The following is a 727-nucleotide window of genomic DNA, read 5'->3' as shown; positions in this document are numbered from 1 at the left end:
GGTAGGACTCGAACCTACGACCGATCGGTTAACAGCCGATAGCTCTACCACTGAGCTACTGTGGAATAATATTTATCAGACTTCTTACATTGTAATCGACATTATATGTAATGTCAATAAGTTTTTGTAATTTATTTGCCGTTTATTTGAGACGGCTTTATTAATTTATCATAATCAATCTATTTTAGTCAAGCATCTTCTACATTTTTTTTAATTTACCTTTACACTTTCCACAAACATATTTAACCGTGTTCACTTTTCTTTTTCGAACATATTTTTGCTCGCACTGCATACATACATATATGTGCTCTTTTTTCTTTCCATCACTTTCTTTTTTCAATGCCTGACAAAATCGGGGGGCCCCTACTTCTTTCATTAGGCTTTTAAAGTCTTGATCTCCATGCTTATACCCTTTCCCCTCAATATGTAAATGATAGTGACAGAGCTCATGTTTAATTATTGCTACTATTTCTTGTGTGCCATATTGTTCAAAGTATTTGTAGTTTACTTCTATATTAGATGTACGTAATAAATACCTTCCACCTGTCGTACGTAAACGAGGATTAAAAGTGGCTTCATGACGAAATGGTTTGTGAAACAGCTTCAATGAAATTTCTTCTACAAGTATTTGTAAATCCTTATCATTCATCTTATATACTCCTCTACTGTATGAAATCACCTGACTAGCTCTTTGGGCATACACTTCATTACATACTCACTATTTACC

General features: G+C 33.8%; 1 protein-coding gene and 1 tRNA gene. Both read right to left on the bottom strand.

Going from position 1 to position 727, the window contains the following annotated elements:
- Window positions 1-57, bottom strand: a tRNA-Asn gene (locus AC1DRF_RS30850).
- Window positions 58-199: 142 nt separating this feature from the next.
- Window positions 200-649 carry a SprT family protein gene (locus tag AC1DRF_RS30845; RefSeq protein ID WP_097825542.1) on the bottom strand — a complete coding sequence of 150 codons (450 nt, stop codon included), beginning with the start codon at window positions 647-649 and terminating at the stop codon, window positions 200-202.
- Between the last annotated feature and the right edge of the window lie 78 nt (window positions 650-727).

The organism is Priestia sp. P5_B4, from assembly GCF_056400385.1.
Note: the sequence above shows the minus strand (reverse complement) of the source record. Positions and strands in the feature narration are given on the sequence as shown.